At 60.2% G+C, this 22,198-nt stretch carries 15 protein-coding genes; 7 read left to right on the top strand and 8 right to left on the bottom strand.

The window, feature by feature from the left end; all coding sequences use genetic code 11:
- Positions 1-3: 3 nt before the first annotated feature.
- From INT12_RS13465 to INT12_RS13450, 4 genes are all read left to right on the top strand, one after another.
- Complete coding sequence (locus INT12_RS13465; protein ID WP_017845728.1) at positions 4-927, top strand: universal stress protein; 924 nt, start codon at positions 4-6, stop codon at positions 925-927.
- 199 nt (positions 928-1,126) lie between these two features.
- The gene (locus INT12_RS13460; protein ID WP_032804245.1) at positions 1,127-1,876 is read left to right on the top strand and encodes a helix-turn-helix domain-containing protein; all 750 of its coding nucleotides are present in this window, start codon (positions 1,127-1,129) and stop codon (positions 1,874-1,876) included.
- A 103-nt stretch (positions 1,877-1,979) separates the two neighbouring features.
- Positions 1,980-2,543, top strand: a complete 564-nt coding sequence (locus tag INT12_RS13455) for a GNAT family N-acetyltransferase (protein WP_017845726.1) — start codon at positions 1,980-1,982, stop codon at positions 2,541-2,543.
- A gap of 261 nt (positions 2,544-2,804) precedes the next feature.
- Complete coding sequence (locus INT12_RS13450) at positions 2,805-7,796, top strand: glycosyltransferase family 32 protein (protein WP_193058873.1); 4,992 nt, start codon at positions 2,805-2,807, stop codon at positions 7,794-7,796.
- 51 nt (positions 7,797-7,847) lie between these two features.
- Here the strand turns inward: INT12_RS13450 and INT12_RS31650 are convergent, their stop codons facing one another.
- Positions 7,848-7,982, bottom strand: a complete 135-nt coding sequence (locus tag INT12_RS31650) for a hypothetical protein (protein ID WP_256350977.1) — start codon at positions 7,980-7,982, stop codon at positions 7,848-7,850.
- A 422-nt stretch (positions 7,983-8,404) separates the two neighbouring features.
- Here INT12_RS31650 and INT12_RS13445 point away from each other — a divergent pair, with 422 nt between their 5' ends.
- Together INT12_RS13445 and INT12_RS13440 are read left to right on the top strand one after the other, a co-directional pair.
- Positions 8,405-9,814, top strand: coding sequence for a circularly permuted type 2 ATP-grasp protein (locus INT12_RS13445; protein WP_026139870.1), 1,410 nt, complete (start codon positions 8,405-8,407; stop codon positions 9,812-9,814).
- A gap of 2 nt (positions 9,815-9,816) precedes the next feature.
- Positions 9,817-10,767 carry an alpha-E domain-containing protein gene (locus tag INT12_RS13440; protein WP_193040491.1) on the top strand — a complete coding sequence of 317 codons (951 nt, stop codon included), beginning with the start codon at positions 9,817-9,819 and terminating at the stop codon, positions 10,765-10,767.
- On the opposite strand, the gene INT12_RS13435 is transcribed toward INT12_RS13440, so the two are convergent.
- The 3 genes from INT12_RS13435 to INT12_RS13425 all read right to left on the bottom strand — a co-directional run bounded on the left by INT12_RS13435 (position 10,764) and on the right by INT12_RS13425 (position 15,822).
- Complete coding sequence (locus INT12_RS13435) at positions 10,764-11,684, bottom strand: AraC family transcriptional regulator (RefSeq protein WP_046383354.1); 921 nt, start codon at positions 11,682-11,684, stop codon at positions 10,764-10,766. The genes INT12_RS13440 and INT12_RS13435 overlap by 4 nt on opposite strands.
- A gap of 209 nt (positions 11,685-11,893) precedes the next feature.
- Positions 11,894-14,179, bottom strand: a complete 2,286-nt coding sequence (locus INT12_RS13430; RefSeq protein WP_193040490.1) for an ATP-dependent DNA helicase — start codon at positions 14,177-14,179, stop codon at positions 11,894-11,896.
- Positions 14,176-15,822, bottom strand: a complete 1,647-nt coding sequence (locus INT12_RS13425) for a VRR-NUC domain-containing protein (protein WP_193040489.1) — start codon at positions 15,820-15,822, stop codon at positions 14,176-14,178. The genes INT12_RS13430 and INT12_RS13425 overlap by 4 nt, the downstream gene beginning before the upstream one ends.
- 187 nt (positions 15,823-16,009) lie before the next feature.
- Here INT12_RS13425 and INT12_RS13420 point away from each other — a divergent pair, with 187 nt between their 5' ends.
- The gene (locus tag INT12_RS13420) at positions 16,010-16,234 is read left to right on the top strand and encodes a YgdI/YgdR family lipoprotein (RefSeq protein WP_017845718.1); all 225 of its coding nucleotides are present in this window, start codon (positions 16,010-16,012) and stop codon (positions 16,232-16,234) included.
- Positions 16,235-16,309: 75 nt separating this feature from the next.
- Here INT12_RS13420 and INT12_RS13415 read toward each other — a convergent pair whose 3' ends face one another.
- From INT12_RS13415 to INT12_RS13400, 4 genes are read right to left on the bottom strand one after another with little or no spacing between them, the layout of a single operon-like run.
- Entirely contained in the window at positions 16,310-17,734 is a 1,425-nt protein-coding gene (locus tag INT12_RS13415) for a lipase (RefSeq protein WP_193040488.1), read from the bottom strand.
- Positions 17,735-17,793: 59 nt separating this feature from the next.
- Positions 17,794-19,137: a TolC family outer membrane protein gene (locus INT12_RS13410; protein ID WP_193040487.1), complete on the bottom strand. Its 1,344-nt coding sequence runs from the start codon at positions 19,135-19,137 to the stop codon at positions 17,794-17,796.
- 2 nt (positions 19,138-19,139) lie between these two features.
- Positions 19,140-20,441 (bottom strand): HlyD family type I secretion periplasmic adaptor subunit, encoded by a 1,302-nt coding sequence (locus tag INT12_RS13405; RefSeq protein WP_017845715.1) that lies wholly within the window; start codon positions 20,439-20,441, stop codon positions 19,140-19,142.
- On the bottom strand, positions 20,438-22,189 hold the full coding sequence (locus INT12_RS13400; RefSeq protein WP_193058872.1) for a type I secretion system permease/ATPase: 1,752 nt from the start codon (positions 22,187-22,189) through the stop codon (positions 20,438-20,440). The genes INT12_RS13405 and INT12_RS13400 overlap by 4 nt, the downstream gene beginning before the upstream one ends.
- Positions 22,190-22,198 lie beyond the last annotated feature (9 nt).

Genomic DNA, 22,198 nt, shown 5'->3' with positions numbered 1-22,198 from the left:
CCCATGTCTGCTCAAGCACGTTTCTTACTGCTGGTTTCGCCACTGATGGAACACAGCCCCGCCTTCGACCGGGCCGCCGCCCTGGCCAAGGCTGAAGGCGCCGCGCTGCACATCCTCGCCTTCGATTACCTGGAAGGCTTGGCTACCGCCGGCCTGGTCAACGAGCAGGCCCTGGAACAGATGCGAATTGGCTATGTAGAGCGCCATCACCAGTGGCTGGAGGATCAGGCCAGGCCCTTGCGCAACCTCGGCCTGACCGTCACCACCGAAGTGGCGTGGGTGGAGCGCCCGCTGCAGGAAATTCTGATTCGTCTTAAGGAAGAGCCCATGGCCGTGGTGATCAAGGCGCTGGAGCATGAGTCCCTGTTGTCGCGCTTGTTGTTTACGCCGCTGGACGTCCACCTGATTCGCGAATGCCCGGTGCCACTGCATTTTGTCAGCGGTGCGCCCCATGCGTTACCGCGCAAGATCGTGGCGGCCGTCGACCCGTTCCATCACGACGAGCACTACGACAGCCTTAACGACCGCATCCTGCATGAAGCCGTCAAACTGGCGACAGCCTGCGATGCCGAGGTCGAGGTAATTTATGCCCATGACCTTTCCGATCTCGGGGCTCAGGAGTATGGACTCGGCAGCGGTGCCGGGTTCTTCTCTTCGGTGGCCGCCAAACGGCTGTTCGACGAACAGGGGCAGGCCTTCAATGACTTGGCCGCGCGCAACGGTATTCCGCCAGCGCAGCGCCATATGATCTTGGGTAACCCGGCGAAAGTGCTGTCCAGCTATGCCGATGCCTACAACGTCGATGTGATCGTCATGGGCCGGGTCGGTCATCGCGGCCTATCGCGCCTGCTCGGCAGTACCGCCGAAATGCTGCTGTACAAAATGCCTTGCAGCGTGTGGATGGTTAAACCGGAAGTGCTCGACTGAGCGCGGTGATCGTATGCACACCCTCGCTGCACACTCGCAGCGAGGGCATGTCAAAGGCATTCATTGAGGGGGCATAACGAGACTCATCACACTCGAAAGCGATCAGCGGTCAAATATATGAAACATGCACCTATCTTTCTCCAATATTTGGATGTTAAGTAGGGGGAATATATATGTGTGTGTGCAAGAGGCTTTTGTGATGAAGTCAACTCCAGTTCTTGTACAAGTCCAACATTTAAAAACAACCTGCGCGAGCTGCAGCGTTTTAGAGTTGTGTTTACCCCTGGGTTTGACCGAGATCGAAGTGGGTCGCCTGGACACATTGATTCCACAACGCGTCAAAGTCAAAAAAGGTGCTTCGCTGTATCGCACCGCTGATCCGTTACGCTCGCTTTACGCCGTGCGTACCGGATTCTTCAAGACCTGCATACTGTCCATGGATGGTCGCGAGCAAGTCACCGGGTTCCAGATGGCCGGGGAAATGCTCGGCCTCGACGCCATCAGTGCCGATGCCCATGCCTGCAACGCGATTGCGCTGGAAGACAGCGAAGTGTGCCCTCTGCACTTCAACCAACTGGAGCGACTGGCCGGTCAAATACCGTCGTTGCAACATAACTTGAACAAAATCATGAGCCGCGAAATTGTGCGTGATCACGGCATGTTATTGCAGATGGGTAATATGAACGCCGATGAGCGGCTTTGTGCATTTGTATTGAATATATCAATGCGTATGAGTACGCGTGGTTATTCATCGCGATCTTTTATATTACGCATGCGACGAGAAGAGATCGGCTCTTATCTGGGCCTGCGCCTGGAGACGGTGTGCCGCAGCATTGCGCAGTTACGCAAACTGGGCCTGGTGCATATCAGCGCGCGCAATGTCGAGATTCTCGACCTGGCGAAACTCAAGACGTTCATATCCGGCTGTCATCGGCATGGTCCCGAGTAACAGGGCCTCATCTGATCCAAATCAGCTTTATCTGTCGGCAAAGGCGTAGAACCGAAGCAACAGGGGGCCGCTCCTGTCGCCCCCAAACCTCGGAGCTCACACCATGCTTACCGTCGAAGAGCACAACAGACAAGCCGCCATCGCCTATAAAACAAGCCCGGAACCGCACTGGATCGATAAGCTCAATGACGGCCGCCATGTGCTGGTGCGCCCGCTGAGAATCGAAGACCGGGACCGCGAATATAACTTCATCAAGAGCTTGTCTCGCGAGTCCCGGCACGCGCGCTTCCTCGGCGAAATCAACGAGCCCGGCAAGACCCTGCTCGATCAATTGATGGACGTCGACAATCAGCAACGCGTGGCGTTTATTGCCCTGGTGCATGACAACGGCAAACTGATCGAAATCGGCGTTGCGCGCTATGCCGCGGCCAAAGAGCACGAATGCGAATGCGCGGTCACCGTGGCGGACCCTTGGCAGCACCTGGGACTTGGGCACATTTTGATGCAACACCTGATGACAGCGGCGAAAAAAAACGGCTTCACGTCGATGTACACCGTGGATGAAGCGAGCAACACCCCGTTGCGTGAGCTGACTAACGCGTTGGGCTTCCACACCGTCACCAATCCGGATGACGCTACCCAAGTGATCAGCAGCGTGAAGCTCTGAGTAGCACTGCACGGTAAAAGGGCGGCGCGCCGCCCTTGCCTTCCATACACTCGTTTGAGTGTATTCATACCGAACCGAAAACGTCTGTTGCGCGAACGCCTGTAAGCAGGGTGAACCGCACCTGCGCTTGGTACTGCGTAATACCGGGTAACGGTGTTTTGGCTGAACGAAGGAATCAAGACCGCTTCTGTCGCTACACAAGGTTAATGCCACGGGCACTGCTCCCCTGGCGTCATCTCGTAACCTCAGGCGACAGACCTCATGACCAGTGTTTCCACGCACATCACCGCACAACCCCAGCCATTCGCCCTATCCCACCTGCCACTCGCCAGACACAAACGCGAAGCCCCTGCCCCCACCGAGTCGGCAGGCGACGCTCGTACCGAAGGCGATCGCGCATTGGCGGCCGAATACAGTACTGCGTTGCTGCTGGCGGCCAATCGCGAGAGCAATATCAACATCCGCCCGATACCTGCCGATTCCTCATTCGGTCGGTGGTGGGGGCAGTTGCGTACCGCCTTTCGATCACCCGACGTCGTTCAGTGGATGCGTGACAAAGGTATTAATGCTGAGTCGATAACACTCAAGCCGGAATCGGGAACGATCACCTTCAAGCTCAAGCCTTCGGTTGATCCCGAGCAGAAACTGCATACCGTCGGGCAAGACGACAGGCGCTGGGGCGCGATCAGCGGCCCCATCCTCCAGGCCGCACGTGTGATCAACGCGGGGCACGAGGATACGGCCTTCACGCCGCCGGCAAGTGATCTCAGTGAATCCGCACCTTGGTTTATGGTGGGGCGGTTTTATCAAGAGCGGCAAGACCTTACAGGGCCGGCGATGCGCAGGCGCGCTGAAGAGCTCGACCGGGACCAAGGTTTTTCACCTCTCGACCCGAGCAGCGCGGCAGGCTTGATTGAATCGCGTAGCGCGGACGCGCTCCAAAAACAGGAAGCCACGGTGGGCGATGTGCTGAATCGGTATGAGGCCATCAACGAGCTGCGGCACCTGGCAAAGTCCGTGGACATCCGCAATCCCGAGCAAATCCCGGGCGAATTGAAGAGGCGGACGCTCTCTCTGTCTTCCCCGAGTACCTACCAACCCATCAGTGCTAGCCAATCGAACAGGGTCAGCCTCGTGCAATTCCTGGAAGATCATGGCTGGCATATTCCCACCCATCACGAACAGCTGGAGAACCTCGCAACCGCCCTCTCAACCCCGGCGCCCAAGATGCCAGCGCACGGTAACCTCGGCGGAGCGCTGGCTTGGCCTGTGCCGCTGGATCAGGGAGACCTGCAACAGCTGAAGGCAGATATTGGTACGGGCAAAATTGGCGATATTGACTTAGGACCGTCAAAAAATGTCTTGGACTACCTGCTGAGCGGCAGGACAATTTCCGCGGCGGAACAGAGTAACCCGCGACGGCTGATCGATACCTGGATCACATCGCCCAGAGGCAAGGCGCTGGGTGAGGCCATTCAAACTGCGTTCGAGGCGCGGGGTGTCAAAGGCAGTGCTTCTGACTGGCTGCTCACGGCCCTGAACAGCGAAAGCGCCAGCGTCTCTGGCGACGACGTCGATCACCAAGCCCCTGGTCAAATTGAAGGCTATCGGCTGGTCTCGGCGGAGAACTCGGGCAAATCACCGTCGACGGTTGTCAAGGAGCTGGAGGATCACCTGGTCGCCAAAGGTAAAGCCTCATCCCCGGAAAAAGCCACGATTCAGGCTCACCTGTTACTGGCCAGCCGGGCACCGGAATTCCTGATCAAGGACATCCCGGAAGGCGTCGTCGTGGGCACCCACAGCTGGGTCAGTCTTGCCACGGCGGTTGCCCGAATCGAAGCGAAAGCGCCAGGAAACACGGCGTCGATGAGCTACGCCGACGTTATGCTCGAAGCCAGCGTTGCGCCGATCTCTGACGACGAACGCACTGTCGAATATGTCGCCCAGACCGACGCAATCAAACACTGGAGCGTTGCCAACGGTATGGATTACCCGTCGACGGATGCCTCAATGACGACTGCCCGCGAGGCCTACAGCGCGCAGATTCGAGAGTTGAGAGAGGCTGCGCAAACGCACATCGGGCAAATGCCGACGACGAGGGGCATTGCGCTGGAACAGTTAAAAGTAGCGCTGCCTCACGTCGACCCGGAACTGTTCGAAGAAAAAACTATCACCCTGCAGCCTTCCAACCGGCACTTCCCCGGGCCTTACTCGATACTGGACATGTATATCGATGGTCGAGGACTCAAAGGCGCACCGGATTCAGCGGATAATTGGGGGGAAGCGGGCCGTGGTTTCGTGACCCTACTGACATTTGGCGGCGTCACTCTGCGGCCGGACGGTCGTCCCAGCGCATGGGTGTCCTCCTCGGACGGGTTCAGCATTAGCGATGTGCTGGAACGGCTTAACGAACTACCGCGCCCGACGGAGATATTCAACGAGACGTTCTCGGATTACTCCAGTGCCGTCAAAACAACGACCGCCGCGCAGCTCAAGCACCTTATTTCGAAACAGCCGCTGGAGGATCGGCAGAATCTGGAGTGTGGCAAAATAACAATCCGCAAAGAAATGTCGTTCCACCGCGCCGATCAGCCCAGGCGTGTTTCGGACGGTGTTCTGCTGGTCGAGACCGAGCGCAATGGCCAGCGCATGAGCTATGAAATCGATCGACTAAAAGGGACGGTGACCAAGCTGCCGGACAAGACTTATCGGGACTATGAGCCGACGGTTCATTCTATAAAAGCAGGCAAACGTTTTGATGAGGTAAAACCCGTAGGTCACTATGCAGCGGGGATAACCCATGAAAACAAAGATGCACAAGGCGCACCCAATAGTTTCAGTAGCGCTAGAACCCAATACATCGTTGATGCATTGGTAGAGGATATCAACTTGCCGGCGGTGGAGAAGTACGCCAAGGGCAGAACCACCTTTGACTCTGAAGTACCGCTGCATGAGACCGTTGAGGAGATCGCGCTCAACCTGATCCCGTTACGGTCAGCCATTGTTAATTTTACCAATGGCAATATTGGTGGGGGCGTTGTCGATCTTGCCTTCGATATCTTTGGTTTCGCCGTCGGCTTGGGAGCCGCGGCAAAAGGCGCGAAAGTCGCGGCGGCCGGCGCATCGACAGTTGCCAAGGTTGGTCAGGTCGCCAAGATTATAGGGCGCGCGACTGTGGGCGCACTCAATCCATTGGACGGGGTTGCCGACCTGGTTCGCGGCGTGGCGAACGGCCTGCATCAAGGCGTCAGCACAGCGATCAAGGGGGTCAAACATCTGCGCGGCTCTTACCGAGGTGTCGATCTACTTGAATTGGCGAAAAAAACCGATGTCGCCGAAGGCACACTCAAAACAGCTAATGGCACACGCGAAAGCAAAGCGCTGGGCAAATTCGATGAGGCGACCAATAAGTGGTACGCCTACGATCCGCTCACGAAGCAGGCATACGGCAGGCCGTTGGACAACTTCAGCGTCGACACGCCGAGGTTGAATGACCCCAATAGCCTGCACTCGATCGGCAGTAATGATGTGGTGAAGACCGCCAGTCAGCAGCACGGCGTGGCAGCAACCGGCACATTCACCGTGGGGCAAGAGACGGTCGAAGGTAACGTGGTTTTGTTTCAAGGTAATTGGCATCGCTACGACGCGATCAATAAACGTGCCTTCGGCTCGCCGCTGACGGATTTCAAACCGAGCCGGGTCGCGGCCAATGGTGATGTGAGGTCGATGGACGCCGATTTGTTGGGCTATGAGGTCAAGTACATTGCGCCCCAAGAGTTATCGACAAAAGGCTTACAGTCCAATGTGTACGTGGGTCGCAGTAAAAAAGAATATGTAAAAATCGATGGTAAGTTTTATGAGTCACACCTCAAGGATGGCCAGCGAGTTATCCGGCATCCGGCGCGCACGGGGCCTGACCTACCGGTCAGGGATCTGGGGCTTTCCGGATGGGAACCGCTCTCCAGAACCGACCGCCTCCTGGGGGGCGCGGGCGGCAACCCCTGGAACCCCGGAGAAAATACCTACTTAATCCCGCTGGACGATATCCACCTGACGGGAAACCCGACACGCCCCTATTCGCTGAACCACAAGGGCGTAGAACATGATGTCACCTTCAACATCTATGCCGGTACGTGGAAATCCAGCAACCTCAAACCAGCAAGCGGTGCCCCAGACCAGGATTACTTCTGGAGGAGTGGCAAAGGAAAATGGCAACGGGGAACGCTTAGTGAGTTTAAACACGCAAAAAAAGTCGATGCCCGCGCGTTTAAATATGTTGATGTTTCCCCTCCGACAATTTTACGGGTTCCAAAAGATGCTCACCCTATCCCCAAACAGATTCACTATTTTTGGGCTGGCAGTGACATTCCGCCGAACCTGATAGAAAACATCGCCAACAACTCCGCCAATGCACCTGGGTATAAATCCATTATCCATGTAGATGCGGACAGCCCGGCGATGTTTGAAAAAATAAAAAGCAAATTGCACACTCAAGCGCCTGGCCTAAGCGTCATGAATCTGCAGGAGGACGATTTTTTCAAACAATTGAAAGACACTGAAATGTACAACTATTTTCGACAGGGGCAAGGTAAAAATCTCGCCGCCACTTCGGATGTCGCCCGTTACCCACTGATGAATAAATACGGAGGCATTTACCTCGACACCGATGATGCGATTCCAGTCAATATTGGCGCTACCGCATTGAAGGCGGGCTCCAGCGACATTCTGCTTAACAGACCCGTCGCCCATACTATTACGGACTACAAACCCTTCTACAACACCAGTAACTTTGCGACGCAGCCTGGCAATCCGGTTATTAACGATATGATCGCGGAGATGAACAAGCGATTTTCCGCTAACAAAGCTTACTTTGAAAGCAACCGCCCCACCGTCACCAGAGGGCCCGGAGGGGAAATCCAATACACCTCTGAATTTCGCACCTACGAAAGTAAGATTTTCGAGACGGTAGGCCCAACAATGTTTGATGACGTGCTCCAGTCAAAAAGACCTGACATGTACCATCTGGGCCTCGATGGGTTGGCTAAAGAATCGAAGATTGTCGACGGTAAGCTGGTCTCATCCGGACCGATAGTCGATATTGAACGTGAAGCGCGCCAATATTATGCGAGCAAGGGTATTACTCCGCCGGACCTGCTGGGTAATCAGATAAAAAAAATGAAGGAGCACTACCTATCACTTCTTCACCAACTCCAGATAAAGATTGGTGCCGAACACTCCTGGATAGGAACATGATCAACTAATGCTCATACCGGCAGCCGGCCAACGCTGGCAAAGTATGAACAATCAGTCTTGATGTTCACCGCTGCCAGGGTCCGCGGCGTCATCCGGTTCCTTGAGCGGCACTTCTGCATCATCCATCAGCGACCCCGGGTCTTCGTTGCCGGGGTCGTTGAGGTCTTCTTCCGAATCTTTTGACATGACCGTCTCCTCTGATCGCCTTGACATAGCGTAGCTCTTTTGAAGAACGCGGCCTGCGTCAAGATGAGGCCCTGCGCGGGTCGTTAAAGTTCCGATGAATCCCTGGCCGGGCATTCAGAGACGTTCAAGTTCGCGTATGCACCGTTGTAGTGCGCGCGCCGTTCCCTGGTGGCGAGCAAACGCGCTCGCCACAAGGGAATAGAGACGCTTTGCCGGTTTCGGCACAGGCATTGCTTAATCCATTCATCGTTCACCCGCCATGCCCGGATACAGGAGCATTCGTTACCCCCCGACCCAGAGCCGACCCCATAAGAAAGTAAGGACCTGGCCCGATGGCACCCTGCGCCACGGGCTCATAAAAAATGCGTTTTTCAAAGCGGCAGTGCCCCCCGCGCTTCCCTCGGCACTGACAAGGTACTGGAATGGCTCGATCTTTCTTTGATGAAATGAATGACGCACACGGTGTATGCCGCGCGCACTATCAGGAATTCTCCCGCTGGCTGGCCAATACGCCGCCAGAACTGCTGGACCAGCGTCGCCGCGAAGCCGACCTGTTGTTCCACCGCGCCGGGATCACCTTCACTTTGTATGGCGACGAGCAGGACACCGAGCGCCTGATCCCCTTCGACATCATCCCGCGCAGCATCCCTGCCAGTGAATGGAGCATCATCGAGCGTGGCTGTATCCAGCGCGTCACTGCGCTGAACATGTTCCTTGCCGATATCTACCACGACCAGCGCATCATCAAGGCCGGGATCGTTCCGGCGGACCAGGTGCTGGGCAACGAGGGTTACCAGAAGGCGATGGTCGGCCTCGACCTGCACCGCGACATCTACTCGCATATTTCCGGGGTGGACCTGGTGCGCGATGGCGACGGCACCTACTACGTGCTCGAAGACAACCTGCGCACGCCCAGCGGTGTGAGCTATATGCTCGAAGACCGCAAGATGATGATGCGCCTGTTCCCCGAAGTGTTCGCCAAACAGCGCATCGCGCCAGTGGACCACTACCCCAACCTGCTGCTCAAAACCCTGAAAAGCGCCAGCCGCCTGGACAACCCCAATGTGGTGGTGCTGACGCCGGGGCGCTTTAACAGCGCATTTTTCGAGCATGCGTTCCTGGCCCGGGAAATGGGCGTGGAGTTGGTGGAAGGCGCCGACCTGTTCGTGCAGGATCTCAAGGTGTTCATGCGTACCACCGACGGCCCCAAGGCCGTGGATGTGATCTACCGCCGTATCGACGACGCGTTCCTCGACCCGCTGGCGTTCAACCCGGAATCGATGCTCGGCGTGCCCGGCCTGGTCGCGGCCTACTGCGCCGGCAACGTGGTGCTGGCCAACGCCATCGGCACCGGCGTCGCGGACGACAAGTCGATCTACCCCTACGTGCCGGAAATGATCCGCTTCTACCTGGACGAAGAACCGGTCCTGCAAAACGTGCCGACGTTTCAGTGCCGCAAGCCGGATGAGCTGTCCCATGTGCTGGCCCACCTGCCGGAACTGGTGGTCAAGGAAACCCAGGGCTCCGGCGGCTATGGCATGTTGGTCGGCCCCGCTTCCACGGCGGCGGAGATCGAGGACTTCCGCCAACGCATCAAGGCGCGTCCCCACGCCTATATCGCCCAACCGACCCTGAGCCTGTCCACCTGCCCGACATTTGTCGAAAACGGCATCGCCCCCCGGCATATCGACCTGCGCCCGTTCGTGCTGTCGGGCAAGGAGACCCGCCTGGTGCCCGGTGGCCTCACGCGCGTGGCGTTGCGCGAAGGGTCGTTGATCGTCAACTCGTCGCAAGGCGGCGGAACCAAGGACACCTGGGTGGTGGAGGGCTGAGTATGTTGAGTAGAACCGCCGCAGACCTGTACTGGATGTCCCGTTACCTGGAGCGTGCCGAGAACCTGGCGCGCATGCTCGAGGTCAGTTATTCGCTGTCATTGATGCCCCAGGCCGGGCGCAGCGATGGCCTGGACGAACTGGCGATGTCGCTGCTCAGCAGCGGCACCCTGGACAGCTACCTGGAGCGCCACGGCCAACTGGATGCCGAGCGCATGCTGCACTTCTTCGCCCTCGACGAAGAAAACCCGGCCAGCATCTACAACTGCCTGCGCGCCGCACGGGGCAACGCCCATGCCGTGCGCGGGCGCATCACCGCCGACATGTGGGAAAACCTCAACGCCACCTGGCTGGAAATGCGCAGCATCGCCGCCGGCGGGCTGGCGCGCCATGGCATCAGCCACTTCTGCGATTGGGTCAAACAGCGTTCGCACCTGTTTCGCGGGGCGACGTCCGGCACCATCATGCGCAATGACGCCTACCGGTTCATTCGCCTGGGCACCTTCGTCGAGCGCGCCGACAACACCTTACGCCTGCTGGATGCGCGCTACGAGATGTTCGGCGAGGAATCGGAGGAAGTCAGCGACTTGTCAGCACGCGGTTATTACCAGTGGAGCGCCCTGCTCCGCGCCCTGTCGTCATTCGAGGCGTACACGGAGCTGTATCCGAATGCGCTGAATGCACGCTCGGTCTCGGAGTTGCTGCTGTTGCGCAGTGATGTGCCGCGTTCGTTGCATGCCTGTATCGAGGAACTGAGCCACATTCTGGCGGACTTGCCAGGCAGTTATGGGCGCACCGCACAGCGCTTGGCCGCCGAGTTCGAAGCGCGGCTGCGCTATACCGGGATCGATGAAATCCTCGAAGCAGGCTTGCACAGCCGCCTGACGGAATTCATCGACACGGTACGCGAATTGGCGCGGGCGATTCACCACTCGTACCTGGAGGTGGTTTAGACACCGAGGGGCGCGTGCTTTCGCTCGCGGTATTCCCGCGGGGAGCAGTTCATCAGGCGCTTGAAGGCACTGCTGAACGCGCTGTCCGACTGATACCCGAGTGACTGGCCGATACAGGAAACACTCCTGGCAGACGTGTTCAAGGCCTGTAACGCCAGGTGCATGCGCCAGCGCGTCAGATACTCCTGGGGCGCCATTCCGACCCGCTGCTTGAAGTGCAGGGCAAAAGTCGACCGGGACTGGCTCGCGACACCGGCCATGTCGCTCAAGGTCCAGCGGCGTGCCGGCGCGGCGTGTATTTGCTGCAGCACCGGCGCCAACCGCGGATCGTTCAACGCCGCCAACCAACCGGTGGTAGTGGCGCCCATGGATGACTGATAGAGGCGCAGGATCTGCACCAACATCATTTGCGCCAGATGCTCGGTCATCAACGCCGCGCCTTGCATCGGGCTGGCATATTCCCGAGCCAGGCGATCCAGACACCAGCGCAAAACGCTGGCCTGCTCGGACCTCGCACTGATACGCACCACCGGCGGCAACCCCTCCAGCAATAGACGGGCGTCGTCACCGTAGCTAAAGCGCCCGCCTATCAGGAACAGATCCACAGTCTCACCCAGGCGAGCGATCCCCCCCACAGCGTCACGGTACACCGCGCGCGCGTCAACGCCCTCCAGTGCAAGGTTGCTGGACAACCTCCAGGGACGGTTCTGCGTCAACAAAAAGCAATCGCCCTCGCTCAAGGGCATCGGTACGGGCATGCCCTCGACTTCCAGCCAACACTTTCCCTCCACCACGGCATTGAACTTGATGCCCTCCGGCGGTGGAAAATCCAGGGCCCAATCACCGCCAGCCTTGAGGCCGGCGAAATAGGACCGATGACTCTTTAACAGCGCCACCACGTCGGACAGGGTATCCATAAAAAAACTCCGGACGATCGCGACAGAAATACGGACTTTATGGCGTTTCGCGTCCGGCATCCAGGGGAGAACATAACGGCTCCCCCTGGAGAATTCCCTATGATCAATAAACAACGCCCTATCGAGAGCGGATTCGACGGCACGACAACCGCTATGCAAGCGTTGGCGGGTAAAGATTTGCACGGTATGACTGCCATCGTCACCGGTGGTTATTCAGGCATTGGCCTGGAAGCCGTTTTAGTCGCTATCGCCCACCACCGAGGCAACAGCTGCCGCACCCGCGCTTCGCCGAACCGGTCATCGATCAACATCACCACGCCTTGGTCCTGCTGGCTGCGGATCACCCGCCCCGCTGCCTGCACGACTTTCTGAATGCCCGGGTACAAGTAGGTGTAGTCGTAGCCGGAGCCGAAGATCACGCCCATGCGCTGCTTCATCTGTTCGTTGACCGGGTTCAGTTGCGGCAGCCCCAGGGTCGCGATGAACGCGCCGATCAAGCGCGCACCGGGCAGGTCGATGCCTTCGCCAAACGCGCCGCCCAGCACCGCAAAACCGACGCCCTGGCTGTGTTCGGTGAACTGTTCGAGAAACGCCCGGCGCTCGGCTTCGGCCATGCCGCGAGACTGCTGCCACAGTGCGATGTGCGGGTGTCGCTCGGCGAGTAACAGCGCCACTTGTTGCAGATAATCGAAACTGCTGAAGAACGCCAGGTAATTACCCGGTTGGTGAGCGAACTGCTTGGCAATCAATTCAACGATGGGCTCCAGCGAGGCCTGGCGATGCACGAACCGGGTGGAGACCTCATCGACAATCCGCACCCGCAACTGCGCGGCATTGAACGGTGATTCCACGTCGACCCAGGCAGTGTCCGCCGGCAGGCCCAGCAGGTCGGCGTAGTAATGGCGCGGGCTGAGTGTGGCGGAAAACAACACGCTGCTGCGCGCCGCCGTCAATCGCGGGCGGATGAATTCGGCGGGCACCACATTGCGCAGGCACAAGGTGGAACTGCTGCGCTTGCCGCGCAACTGACGCAGGCTGATATCAAAGATGAAATGTTCGTTGAACAGCTCGGCGACCTTGGCAAATTGCAGTGCCTCAAAATAGAACGCCTGCAGATCGCCGTTGAGTGCCTCGGGGTGGTCGTTGAAATAGTCGCCCATGGCGCTGGCGCAAAGGCTCAGGGCCTGGAGCATTTTGTCGGGTCTGGCCGCGTAGGCCTGATACGGCGCGAGTTGGTCCTTGTGCAACGCGTTCCACTCACGATTCAAGCGCTGCAAGGGTTTCTTCAACGGCTCCGGCGCCGTATCGCGCACGGTCTTGAGGGTGTACTGATCAAGGCTGGCGCTGTACATCGAACGTGCGCGCTCCACCAGGTTATGGGCTTCGTCCACCAGCACCGCGACGCGCCACTGGTTGAGTTGGGCCAGCCCGAACAACAGCGCGCCAAAGTCGAAATAGTAGTTGTAGTCGGCGACCACCAGGTCGCTCCAGCGCGCCATTTCCTGGCTCAGGTAATACGGACAGAGGCCGTGCTCCAGGGCGACCTCGCGCAAGTTGCGTTGGTCGAGCAGGCGCACCTTGGCGGCCGCGATACGCGCGGCGGGCAAACGGTCGTAGAAACCCTTGGCCAGCGGGCAGGATTCGCCGTGGCAGGCCTTGTCCAGGTGTTCGCAGGCCTTGTCCCGCGCCACCAGCTCCAGCACGCGCAGCGGCAGCTCGGGACTGCTGGCGTACAGCATTTGCGCGGCGTCGAGGGCCAGCTTGCGGCCCGGGGTCTTGGCGGTGAGGAACAACACCTTGTCCAGTTGCTGGGGCGCCAAGGCCTTGAGCATAGGAAAGATCGTGCCGACGGTTTTGCCGATGCCGGTGGGCGCCTGGGCCATCAGGCAGCGGCCGGTGCTGACGGCCTTGTACACCGACTCTGCGAGGTTGCGCTGGCCGGGGCGAAAGGCGCTGTGGGGGAACGCCAGGGCCTGTGCGGCGCGGTTGCGGGCGTCGCGGTGCTGCATCTCCTGGCGGGCCCAGCCGAGAAACAACGCGCATTGCCGGTTGAAGAAGCGTTGCAGATCGGCGGCCGCAAAGCGCTGGTTCAGCAAGGTTTCGCCCTCGCCGACGATATCGAAATACACCAGCGCCAAATCGATATGCGCAAGCCCGAGCTTCTGGCACATCAACCAGCCGTAGACCTTGACCTGGGCCCAATGCAATTGCCGATGGTTGGCGGGCTGCGCGTCGAGGTCGCCGCGATAGGTCTTCACCTCTTCGAGGCGGTTGCTGTCCGGGTCGTAGCCGTCCGCCCTGCCCCGCACCTTGAGTTCCTCGTACTCGCCCTCCAGGGCCACTTCGTTCTGGTAGTGCGCGCTGCGCCGCGAGGCGACCGTGCGATGGCCGGCGATGCCTTCCTGGGCGCTGGGCGACGGGGTAAAACGCAGGTCGAGGTCGCCGACCTTGGCCGTGAACTCACACAGTGCGCGCACCGCCACGGTGTAGCTCAAGCGGACTGCGCCCAGCGCACATAGCAGACGGTGACCGGCATCTGGTACTCGCCACAGAACTCCAGCCAGCGCAGTTGGTTGTCTTGCAGGCGATCGCCGGGGCCTTTGACTTCGATCATGCGGTAGGTTTTCTGCGCGGGCCAGAACTGGATCAGGTCCGGCATACCCGCGCGGTTGGCGCGGATATCCAGCAGCAGCCGCTCGAACCAGCAACGCAAGTGTTCGGCGGGCAAGCATGCCAAGGCCTGCTCCAATAGTTCTTCACTGAGCAGATTCCAGAAGACAAAGGGTGACTGGATGCCCCACTTGTCCACGTACCGTTGGCGGATGGTGTGTTTGTAGCGGTCATCCCGCAGTTGCTCGAGACAGGCGGCAAACAGTGACGCACGACGCTGATGGAAGTCTTCGCTGTGCAAATCCGCCGGCCCGCGCTGGAACGGGTGGAAAAATGCCCCCGGCAGCGGCGCGAAGATCGCCTCCCAGCACAGCAGGCCGAACAGCGAATTGATCAGGCCGTTTTCGACGTAGTACACCGGCGCATCGGGCTCGCTCAGATGGGCCTGCACGCAATACTCCACCGCCATCGAGAGCGGCGGCGGCGGGAGCGCCAGGTCCAGGCGCGTGACGTCCCGAGGCTTGGCCTTGGGCACGGCTGGCGCGCCCAGCTTGCGCCGCAGGCGCGGCAACACTCGCAGCAGGTGTTGCTGCTCGGCGGGGCTTTCCGGGGCCTCGTGGGCGGCACATGCCAGGGCCATCGCCTGGGCGTAGTCTTCCTGGCGCTCCAGCACGCGAATCAAGCGTGCGCGCGCGCCGGGATAAGCACAGGCCCGGTAGATCTGCTCGGCCAACGCCAACTCGGCACTGCGCTCGCAAGACTGGCCGACCTGGAACAACAGCTTGGCCCGGCGTTTTTCCAGCCAGGGGTTGTCGGTCTGCAACGTGGCGATCTGCGCCAGCACGCTGTCCAGCGCCTGCGCGGACTCAAAGGCTTGCTGGCACTGATGCAGGAACAGAAACCCCAGCACGTCATCGCGGCTGCGCAAACCGCGGGACTGCGCGCAAAACTCGACTTTTTCGTAGGTGTAGATGCCCAGGTCCGCCAGCACGAACTCCGACCAGTCCTGATACAGGTTGCCGAAGAACATCAAGCGCAAGCGATCACACAAGTCCATCACGGTGACGCTGTAGAGCACGTCATCCAGCTCGGGGCACCAGTGGGCAAAGCAGCGGCGCTCATCGAACTGCGGCGCCAGTTGCTCGAGCCAATCGGCCTTTTTGCCCTTGGGCTGCTCGATCCACGGCTGGAACGCGCCCAGCAACTCGCCCTTTTGCAGCAACCCGAACAGTTCGTCAAAGCCCAGCAGGCACTGATCATCCACCCAACCCAAAGCCTTCAGCGGGCGCGCTGCCGCATGAGCGCAGCCGATCTCCGGGTAATTGAGCTTGCCCGCTCGAAAATGCACGCCCTTGCGCATCACCAGACGTACCAGTAATGCCTGGGACGCCTGCGGCAACCTGTCGAATTGCTGAATGAAATGCGCTTCTTCAGCATCGAGCAGATCGGCATAGCGTTGTGCCAGCCAATCCAGCACCTGACGGAAGTTATGCAGGTAATACAGGGGATTTTCGAGGGGTTCGGGCATGGTCCGCAGCGATTAAATACTGGTTATGCATACAGAGTGCCGTCGCTGACGCGTTGTTGCAATCGGTAATAGATAAATGGCGCACGCAACTTTTTGCGTAAAAGTGATCAGATAGGGGAATTGATGGCGTAACATTTATGGCCCGCAGCCTCAGGCCGCGGGACTTTTCAGGGTTAAGGTAAGGGTTATGAACATGAAGAATTTGGGTCTGCCACTGGTTGCACTCACTTTTCTGGTATTGGCCGGTTGCGCGACGCAAACCGTAGTGACATTGCAGAACGGCACGCAGTATTTAACCAAAGACACGCCGAAGACCAAGACCGCCGACGGCTTCTATGAATTCACCGACATCGCCGGCAAGCGCATCCGCGTCAGGGCCGATGATGTGGCCACGGTTCGCAAGGAAGACTGATCCCTCCCGGCATCCCTCATCAAACATGTGGGAGCCCGCTTGCTCCCACCGTTTGAACCGCGTACCAACGCGGTTTCAACCGATCACGACGCCCTCCCCCGACCAGTTGCTCACCCCCACCAACGTCACCGAATCCGCGCCAAAACTGATCACCGTATCGCCGCCCACCGCCTTGGCGTGCTCGCGATAATCCAGGCTGCCCTGCACATCCGTGAACACCAGTTTGTCGCTCGATTGATAGCCGATCACCCGATCCTGGCCAAACGGCCCGCTGAACAGAAAGGTGTTATGGCCACTGTTGTCGCGAAGGGTGTCGTTGCCCTTGCCGCCTTCGATGAAGTCCGCGCCCTTGCCGCCCTGGATCAGGTCATTACCGTCGCTGCCGATGATGAAGGTGTTGCCCTTGTGCGGCTCGGCATTGCGGTTGAGGTCCTGCACCCAGGTGGTAGCCCGCGCCGGGTCGGACAGGTTGGCGACGATCACCGTCGAGTCCCGGTTCATCTGGTCGTAGAACCCGGATTCGAGCACGCGGGTCATGCCGTCGCCATAGCCACTGGGCAAATGCGACACCCAGGTCGGCAGGTTGGCGATGGAAAACGGCAGCACGTTCCACAGCGTCGAGGCGTAGTGATCGTTGAAGCTGACGATGTTGTCGGTGGTCGATTCATGGGGTTTGTCATGCACGCCCAGGGACGACAGGTTGAAGGATGAACCGTCCAGCGCACGGAATACCGGGTCGTTTTCATAGCCGATGTTCAACACCTTGTCGCCAGCGCTCTGGGTCGGCGACGCGTAGGCCACATAGTTGGCGTCCTTGTAGAACCCCGACCATCGCTGGTCGCTCAACTCCGCCAGGCTGTTGACCGCCAGCCCGCCGAGGCTGTGGCCGCTGACCAGCACGTCGGAACCGCTCAGGCCATGGGCACCGGCATACTCGGCAACCGCCTTGAGCAAACCGCCGAAGGCTTCGCCGGCGTAGTTCTTCGCGTAATCCCTGGGGCCCAGGGCGGCGAGCAGATCGCTGAGCAGATCACCGATGGAATCGCTGATCAGGCTTTCCCGCGGCCCCGACGTGCCGCGAAAGCCGATGCCGATTTCGAGCAGGCGGCCGGCGTCATCGTACTTGCCCAGCACTTCGGCCTGCGCGGTGGTGTAGCCAGCCTTTTCACCGAAAAACGTGCCCCTGGCGTCAACCTTGCCGACGTAACCCAGGGTGCTCGCGCTGAGCGGCGTCCATCCGGCGTGTTGCAGCGCTTCCAGGGCGGCCTTTTCCGAATCGGGATTCCACGGGATACCGGGGATCACGCCTTGGGAGTCGGCACCGCCGAGCAATGCGCCGACCAGCGTCGCCGGCAGGCCAACGCCCAAGCCGTGGTGCTGATAGCCCACCGCAAAGCCGTTATCCAGGTTGTGGTAGGTATACAGCGTGATCGCCATTGCATCGGCGAACAGCGCCTTGGAACCCTCGGTGCCAAGGTTTTTATAATCAAAGATTCCCATCGGTAGTGCCTCTCTGTTGTTGGAGTTGTCGAGAAAGCGCAATGACGTCCCAGGTGCTGCTACGGCTGCTTGCCCACCGACCCAAAGGCCTCATCGACTTGCGCCAGGTCGGTATCGCGCAGGTTGCCGGCGTAGTAGTGCAATTTGGTCCAGGCCATCAGGTAGTCATAACGCGCCTGGGCCAGGTCGCGCCGGGTGCTGTAGAGCTGCTGCTCGGCGTTGAGCGCATCGAGGTTGACCCGCTCGCCGCCGAGGACGCTTTGCCGGGTCGACACCACCAGCGCCTCGGCCGAGGTCAGGGCTTTCTGGTAGGCCCGCAGCTTGCTCACGCCCGACAGGCAGGCGCTGAACTGGCGACGCAGTTCGATCAGGGTTTCGCGGGTCTTGCCTTCCAGCTCGTATTCGGCCTGCTCCATGGCACGGCTGGCCTGGCGCGTGGAGGCGGAGACAGCGCCACCGGCATACAACGGCAGGCTGACTTCGACGCCGATGGTGTTGGTGTCGTAGCGCTGGTTGTAGGTGTTGCCGCTGTCGGATTCCTGCTGGCGCGAACTGGCATACGCGGTGATCTTCGGCAGGTGCCCGGCACGGTTGCGCTCCACTTCATAACGCGCCACTTCCAGGGCCTGGCGTTGCGAGGCCAGCGTCGGGTTGTTGCTGATCGCCAGCGCGTGCCAGGTGTCGTAGTTGGCCGGCGTCAGGCTGAAGGCGGCGAAGCGCTGATTGAGCGGCGCGAGGTCGTGGATGTTGACGCTCTGCACGCCGATCAACGCGCCCAACGCTCTTAACGAGGCGTCCTGTTCATCCAGCGCCTGGATTTCTTCGGCGGTGGCCAGCTCATAGCGCGATTCAGCTTCAAGGATGTCGGTGCGCGTGCCCTCGCCCTGCTGGAAGAGGTGCTGGTTCTGCTGAAACTGCTGCTCGAAGGCGTTTTTCTTGGCGCGGGCGATCTCGATCTGGTCTTGGGCGAACAACGCTTGGGTGTAATAGCTCAACACCCGCACCAACAGCGCCTGGCTCTTGTCGCGAAAACTTTCATCGGCAAACAGCGCCTGGGCCACACCCTTGCGGTAGTTGGCATAGGCTTCGTAGTCGAACAGCGGCTGCTGCAGGCTGAAGGTCGAGCCGTAGCTGTTGTAATTGCGCGCGTCGCGATAGCTGCCGCCACGCCCGTCAGGCAGGTGCGCTTCGGAATTGTTGCGCCCCTTGTTGTAGTTGTAGGACAGCCGCGGCAGCAACCCGGCGCGGCCGATGGTGCGGTTTTCCAGGCCGGCGTCGCGTTCCTTGAGCGCGCCGAGGAACACCGGATCGTTGCGCAGAGCCTGCTCGTACACATCGAACGGGCCCATGGCGGCCTGGGCAGGCGCACAGCTCAACAGCACGGCAATGAACAGCGGTTTCATGTTCATTCCTCGGTCAACGCAGAGCCGGCGCGGTCGAGCAGCGGCTTGAACAGGTAATTGAGCAACGAGCGCTCGCCGGTACGCACGAACATCTCGGCGGGCATGCCCGGCTTGATCACCAGGCCGTGGAGTGTTTCCAGCGCGGCCTCGCTGACGCTGGTGCGCAGCACGTAGTACGGCGCGCCGGTCTTTTCGTCGAGCAGTTGGTCGGCGGAAATCAGGCTGACCTGTCCCGGCACACGCGGGGTACGGCTCTGGTTGAACGCGGTGAACAGGATATCGACCGGCAGGTGGGTGCCGACCTTGTCCACCAGGTGGACCGGCAAATGCCCCTCGACTTCCAGCCGCGTGCCCTGCGGCACGATCTCCAGCAAGGTCTCCCCGGCACGCACCACCGCGCCTTCGGTGTGGACGCCGAGGTTGACCGCAATGCCATCGGCCGGCGCGTTGATTTCGCTGTGTTGCAGGTCGAACCCGGCGGACGTGAGTTGCTGCTCCAGGGTCAGGCTGCGCAGTTGCGCGTCGGCCAGTTGGCTGCGCACTTCCTTCTGGTATTCGTCGCTGTGCTGCTGCAGTTTGAGCCGCGATTCGAGGATGCCCTGCTCCACTCGGCCGCTTTCGCCGGTGTTCTGCGCCAGGTCCTGTTGCACCTGGGACAACTGGCGCTGGTACTCCATCAAGCGGTTGCGCGGGATGTAGCCATTGTCGGCCAGGGGCTGCAGATTGCTCAGTTGATCGCGCAGGGATTGAGCCTGGGCGCTCAGGTCGCTGCGTGCGCGGCGCATGCCATTGAGCTGCGCCGTGGCGCCGTCGATATTCGCGCGAATCCCCGCCTGTTCACGGGCAAAGGCTTCGCGGCGGCTGCTGAACAGTTGGCGCTGGCCTTCGAGCACCAAGGCCAGCGCGGGGTCCGGGGCGGTGCTGAGTTCGGCGGGAAACACGATGGCCGCGCGATTGTCGCGCTCGCTCTGCCAGCGCGCCACACTGGCCCAGGCCAGGCGGTACTGCGCTTGCAGCGATTGCACATCGGCCTGGTTCTGGGTCTGGTCGAGACGAAACAGCGGCTGCCCCTGTTTGACCGTCTCACCTTCGCGCACCAGGATCCGGCTGACCACGCCGGGGCTGAAGGTCTGCACGGCCTTGCGCTTGCCCGAGACCACCACGGTGCCCTGCACCGGAATGCCCTGGTCCAGCGGCGCCAGGCTGGCCCAGAGGAAAAACCCACCGGCGCCGACCACCGTCAGCCACCAGCCCAGACGCACGAAAAAAGCGGCGTCGCGTTGTTCCACAGTGAGCATGCTCATGCGCCTGGATTCCTTGCGGTTTGATACTGACGACTGAAACTGACGCCGGTTTTTTCCTGCGTCGCCGCCTGCTGGCCGGACAACGCGCGCAGCACGTCCTGGCTCGGCCCAAACGCTTGCAGGTGGCCTTCGTTGAGCACCAGCAACTTGTCGGCCTGGGCCAGGGCCGAAGAGCGGTGGGTGACGAGAATCACGCTGCTGCCCTGGGCCTTCAGCTGCCCGATGGCGCTGGCCAGCGCGGCTTCACCGACGGTGTCGAGGTTGGAGTTGGGTTCGTCCAGCACAACCAGCCGCGGCCCGCCATACAGCGCACGCGCCAGGGCCACCCGTTGCTTCTGGCCGCCGGACAGGCCGCCGCCGTTGTCGCCCAACACGGTGTCGTAGCCTTGCGGCAGGCGCAGAATCAATTCATGCACCCCGGCCTGTTGCGCCGCCTGGACCACCTGCGCCGGGTCGGCATCGCGAAAGCGCGCAATGTTGTCGGCGATGCTGCCGCTGAACAATTCGATGTCCTGGGGCAGGTAACCGATGTGCGGGCCAAGATCGTCACGGTCCCAGCGATGGATATCCGCGCCATCCAGGCGCACGGTGCCGGCCAGGGTTGGCCAAACGCCCACCAGCACCCGCGCCAGCGTGGACTTGCCGGACCCCGACGCGCCCAGCACCCCCAGCACCTCGCCAGCGCCCAGGTGGAAGCTGACCTGATGCAGCGTCGCCAAGCGTCGACCCGGCGGGCCGGCGCTGACCTGCTCGAAACTCACCTGACCCTTGGGGGCGGGCAAGGCCATCGGCTCGACGTCCGGCGCAAATTCGCGCAGCAGTTGGTCAAGCCGCTGATAAGCCAGCTTGGCCGAACTCCACTGCTTCCACACGGCAATCAACTGATCGATCGGGCTGAGCACCCGCCCCATCAGGATCGAACCGGCGATCATCATCCCGGCGGTCATCTCGCCCTTGATCACTAAGAATGCGCCCAGGCCGAGCACCAACGATTGCAGGCACAGGCGCAGGGATTTGCTCAGCGCGGTGATCACCGAGCCGGTGTCGCTGGCCGCGTTCTGCAAGCCCAGGAACTGCGAATGCACGGCAAACCAGCGCTGGCGCAATGCGCCGAGCATGCCCATGGCCTGGATGGTTTCGGCGTTGTGCAAATGGCTGGTGGCCAGTTGGCTGGATTGCTGGGAGTAACCGCCAGCCTCAGCCAGGGGCTTGTTGGTCAGGTATTCATTGAGGCAGGCCAGGCCGATCAGCAGCAAGGCCCCCGCCGTGGCCAGCACGCCCAGCCACACGCTGAACAGGAAAATCACCAACAGATAGATCGGAAACCACGGGGCATCAAAAAACGCGAACAGCGCCGGCCCGGTGATGAACTGGCGGAGATGGGTCAAATCTGCCAGGGACTGCCCGGCATGCCCCTGGCCGCGTTGCAGGTTGCGTTCGAAGGCGGCTTTATACACGCGCAAGTTGAAGCGCCGTTCCAACTGGCTGCCGATGCGGATCACGATAAAACTGCGGATGACTTCCAGGCTGCCGATAAAGGCGAAGAAACCGACGACCATCAGCGTCAACATCACCAGAGTGGTTTCATTCTGGGAGGACAGCACGCGGTCATACACTTGCAGCATATAAATGGACGGCACCAGCATCAGCAGGTTAATTAATGCAGTGAAACAGCCAACGCTGATCAAAATACTTTTATATTCACCCAGCGCCTTGAATAAAGGCGCAACAACAGGGGGCTTCGCCATGGTGTTTGA

The sequence above is a fragment of the Pseudomonas sp. K8 genome (assembly GCF_014889455.1).
Taxonomy (GTDB): Bacteria; Pseudomonadota; Gammaproteobacteria; order Pseudomonadales; family Pseudomonadaceae; genus Aquipseudomonas; species Aquipseudomonas veronii.
Note: the sequence above shows the minus strand (reverse complement) of the source record. Positions and strands in the feature narration are given on the sequence as shown.